The sequence below is a fragment of the Helicobacter kayseriensis genome (genome assembly GCF_021300655.1).
GTDB lineage: Bacteria > Campylobacterota > Campylobacteria > Campylobacterales > Helicobacteraceae > Helicobacter_G > Helicobacter_G kayseriensis.
On the sequence record NZ_JAJTNB010000018.1, the window covers coordinates 1 to 4,565 of the forward strand.

A 4,565-nucleotide genomic window follows, 5' to 3' on the forward strand; every position below is an offset into this window, starting at 1 on the left:
TCCTTTGTGATGGGAGGACCTTGCACACAAGTTGTTCTCATTCCTCCTTTGGCTTTATCACAAAAGAAGTTTAATGGTGAGGGAGTGCCTTTGCAAGAATATGCTTCTATGATTCAAACAGAGACAAAATACAACAAAAGGAGCGTATCGTGATTTGGTTTTCACTTGTTATTGTGATTCCAATATTTTTGATGTTGATTAGCTATGTTTTAGTTTCTCAGAAAAAAGAGAAGTTTTGGGGGTGGTTTTGGTGGAGTTGTTTGTTGGCGGGAGTGTATTTCTCTTCATTGACGCTAGGTTTTCTTCTGACAATCACTCCAATATGCTTAATGCTTATAAGCTACGTGCTAGTTGCCAAGAAGAAAAAGAAGTTTTGGGGGTGGTTTTGGTGGAGTGGTTTATTGGTGGGGACGTATTTTTGGCTTCTTTATGGAATCTCCTTTTATTTTCTTGATCCCAAATATTATGAGTTCAAAAACCAATGCACACAACTTCCACAACCTCAAATTTACAATCAAGAATATTGGGATATTTATATAGATTTGCATTCACTCAAACTTCAAGCAGACACGGAAAAACATTTATTCTTCCATGATTCAAAAAAACTAGGCAAAAAATTTTATGCAAATCTTTGGAAAACTCAACACACAATCAAGGAAACTTCTTGGGGCAAAATCAGGATTGATGAGCAATACTATGATGATATACATTTTGCAACTACGACTACTTATATCTATCCAACCCATACCTTCTCAATTGATACTGGGCTAAACAATCAGGATTTTAGTTTTAGGTTTCAAGAAGAAATATGGGAATGCAAAAATTATGATTAAACTCTTAAAGGTATGCAATATTAAAGTAATTTTACAACTCTACAAAATCGCAAAAAGGAGTGTATGGTGATTTGGCTTTCACTTGTTATTGTAGTTCCAATATTTTTGATGTTGATTAGCTATGTTTTAGTTTCTCAGAAGAAAGAGAAGTTTTGGGGGTGGTTTTGGTGGAGTTGTTTGTTGGTGGGGACGTATTTTTGGCTTCTTAATGGAATCTCTCTACGCTTTCTTAATCCTGCTTATTATGTGTTTAAATATCAATGCACTCAACTGCCTCAACCCAAGATTTACAATCGGGATTATTGGGACATCTACATAAACTATCGCGAATTAAACAAACTAAAAGATGAAAATAATAAAAAATATGTTTATTCCAAGCAAATAGATAAAAAATTTTATTCATCCCTATGGAAAAGTCAAATTTCAAGCCAAAAGACTTGGTGGGGAGAGGCTTATACATCTCAGGAATACTATGACAATGCACATTTTGCAACAACAACTACTTATTTATACTCAACATTCATTCTCTCGCTCTATTTTAGTTCTAAAGATGGGGGTTTTGGAACAAGTTTTAAGAAAGAAAAATTAGAGTGTAAAAATTACAAGAGAAATGAAAGGTTTTTATCTTTTTAAATATAGGAACAAAAATGAAACACGATCTTCAAGAAGCAGATTTGCAACTCCTTCAAAGATTTTATGATATGGCAAATGTAGCTGATGCAAGTTATGCTTTGCTTCATTACATAGAAGAGAATTGAGTTTAGCTTAATCTTATAAAGCATTCTTTGGGAAGAGATTTGGCACAATTAAACAAAAGAGCAAGAGGAATGAAAAAGGTTACTTAGATGAGAACAATAATGAAACTATTTGGAATCTTTGTTTTAGCGATTGGGATGTTGTGGTTGTGGAATGATGGATTTTTTGTGCGTTTAATGCCAAGTTATATCAAAAAAGAAAAGCTTAGTGAAAAGTATGGAGGGGTGTATGTGTTTTATCCTGAGTTTAGAGAGGAGATAAAGAAAAGGGAGAGAGAGAGGAGGGAATATATGGATAAATATCTTGGAGAAGAAATAAAAATAGGAGAGAAAACTCAATTTGTAGACTTCACCTATGTTGATTCAATTCTCCCCCAAATCCTCTCCAATGGGTGCACATATCACAATCAAGCTTTTGGACCTTATAGAGAATACTTTGAACCCTATTATGAGAAAATTAAAGAGTTTGTAGGGGAAGAAGCATATAAAAAGCTTAAGCTTTCTTTAAGAACTACAAGCTTTTATGAGTGTGGGGATGGAAAAAAAGTCATTATCACAATCTATACAGATATTTTAGATATCTATACCCAATATGGACTCTTTGGAGATGAGGGGGCAGGTTTTAGACTGACTAATAATGTTTTGATTCAAATTGGAGGATCTAATACCTTTGAACTTAGAAATGGGAAGTTTGAAAAGGTAGAGAAAGAATATGAGGGATGGAGATGAAAGAACAAATCACAAAAATCAAAGACTATGCAAATGTAGCCGATGCAAGTTATGCTTTGCTTCATTATATAGAAGAGAATAAGGAGTTTAAGGTTAGAGATGATGAATGGGAAGTTCAACACAGAACAAAACCTCCTGCAAGATGGATTTATGCAGATGGAATTAAGAGGGGGTATGAGCTAGAAAAAGACTACAAAGAAATCTATAGAAAACAAGGCCAACCCACAGCTTATGCCCTAGCCATTGAAGCTAGATTTGCAAAAGATCAATTCATCAAACTAGATGAAAATGAAGAAGCTAAAGAGATCAATAACACAATTCAAAACTTCATCAAACGAGATAAAAAAACTCCTGCACTTGAATACCAAGAAATCAAAGTCAGCACCCAAAAAGAAAAGATGCCTGAAGAAAAAACCTCCCACTTCCTTTCCTATCGCACTAAAGCCTTTGTTTCTCGCTATGAAGTTTTACATCATCAGAAAAATACTTCCTCGGGCTATTCTGCTACTTTGTTTTTGGATACTTGGGCAAAGAATGAAGGGGAGAAATATATCTTAGCTTTTCGTGGAACAGAATCGGGCTCATTGAAAAGGATTTTTCAAGATATGTCATCAAATAAAGAACTTGCTGTTAGCTCTTATAATCAATTGATTTTGGCAGTGATTGGATGGGAAAGCCTAAAAGAGCAAGAATATAGTGGACTTAAAAACCCTCTTCTGCTGAGTGCAAATCCTCAATCTATTTCACTTATTGAGCATCGTGAAGTGATCTTTGATCTTCTTAGAAAGCTCACCAAAAAAGAAGAGTTTAAGCTCAATCTTATAGGGCATTCTTTAGGAGGACATTTAGCACAGTGTTTTTGTATCGCAACTGAGGATCAATACATTTCCTCACTTTATACCTACAATGCTCCTGGATTTGGGGGAGTAGGAGCAAGTTTGATCAATGTATTTATCAGAACAATTAGAGTTATAGGTAGATTGAGAAAGAAATCATCCTCAAAACTTGAACACCAAGGCTTCACAAGAAGGATAATGGAAAATTGTGTAGCTTATTGCACACCACAGGAGAGTTTAGAGGATTATATTGTCTATGAAGAAAAACTACGAGAATCTGTAGAAGAAAAAGATTTGGAGCAGTGCTCCAAACATCTCAAAGAAAGCTCAAAAGACAGTGTAAGTATAGAGATTCATCATGTTGATACGATTTCTGAGCCCATTCCTTTAGTGGATTCTTTTATGAGAAATTGGATACAAGCCAAAGAAGCAACCTCTTCTGTCATTTCTGATTTGGGACTTTATAAGTATGGATTGCCTATAAAAAATAAATATGACTACACCAATACAGACAAACTTCATCTTTTGTATGTTAGGGGATTGCAAAAATTCTTTTATGAAAGTCACTTTATGAAGAGCATTTTACAAATCACTTATTTTTATGACTATCTTCTCAAGCAAAAGGACAATGCAAACAAACAAGAGCTTTGTGGAAAAATAGCAAATGCTTTGGATTATCTTAACTCTTATGCACAAGTTCTCCTCACTCTCATCTCTGGAAAGAAGCTCTTGAAACGCAAGAGCGACAAAATCTATCTACTTGCCTATCTTCAAGAGATTTTTTATGTATTAAAAAAGAAAAAATCATATTTAGAAAAAAAGGTAGAAATCTCTTTTGGAGAACAAAATCTAAAAGAAATCATTGATATCAGAGACTTTGGAGAAATAGATACAAACAATATCTATGATGCGTTTATGATGCTTGATGCCTTTAAAATATATACCAAGATTATTGATAAACACGATATAGAAAAAATGGGAGAGTAATTATGGAAGACAAAAGATCACTTTATAAGGCTCTGCCTTTTGAGATCCAAGATGAAAATGGAAAATTTCTAGATAAAGATTCTCTTTATGAGTGCTATTCCTATCACTCTAATTTTGCAATATGTGCCTTGAATAAAGAAAATTCAGAGTTTTTCAAAGCCAAGAAAAAACAGATGGCAAACTTCTTATATGATCAAAAATGCACTAGCTTTTATATCAAAGAAGATTTTACTTTAAGCGAAAACAAAATCAATTCAATGAGCTCAACAATCTATGTCAATCAAGAAGATAAGGAACTTTATATCTTTGCAAAGCAATTTGATAACTTAGATTGTGAGAAAGTTTTTGAAGAGATCAAGAAGCGTTTAGAGCTTACAGAGAGCATCGAAGAGCTTAAGAGATATAAACCCAAGCTCTTCTTCCAC

Annotated in this window: 4 protein-coding genes and 1 pseudogene; all 5 read left to right on the forward strand. The window is 33.9% G+C overall.

The window, feature by feature from the left end; translation table 11 throughout:
• Positions 1-149 precede the first annotated feature (149 nt).
• Positions 150-833, forward strand: a complete 684-nt coding sequence (locus LW137_RS06955; RefSeq protein WP_233034871.1) for a hypothetical protein — start codon at positions 150-152, stop codon at positions 831-833.
• 66 nt (positions 834-899) lie between these two features.
• Positions 900-1,466 carry a hypothetical protein gene (locus LW137_RS06960; protein WP_233034873.1) on the forward strand — a complete coding sequence of 189 codons (567 nt, stop codon included), beginning with the start codon at positions 900-902 and terminating at the stop codon, positions 1,464-1,466.
• Positions 1,467-1,678: 212 nt separating this feature from the next.
• Entirely contained in the window at positions 1,679-2,317 is a 639-nt protein-coding gene (locus tag LW137_RS06965) for a hypothetical protein (protein ID WP_233034875.1), read from the forward strand.
• A complete protein-coding gene (locus tag LW137_RS06970; protein ID WP_233034877.1) occupies positions 2,314-4,140 on the forward strand; it encodes an alpha/beta hydrolase family protein in 1,827 nt (608 codons plus the stop codon). Before LW137_RS06965 ends, LW137_RS06970 begins: the two co-directional genes overlap by 4 nt.
• 2 nt (positions 4,141-4,142) lie before the next feature.
• A pseudogene (locus tag LW137_RS06975) lies at positions 4,143-4,565 on the forward strand (lipase); the annotation flags it as partial.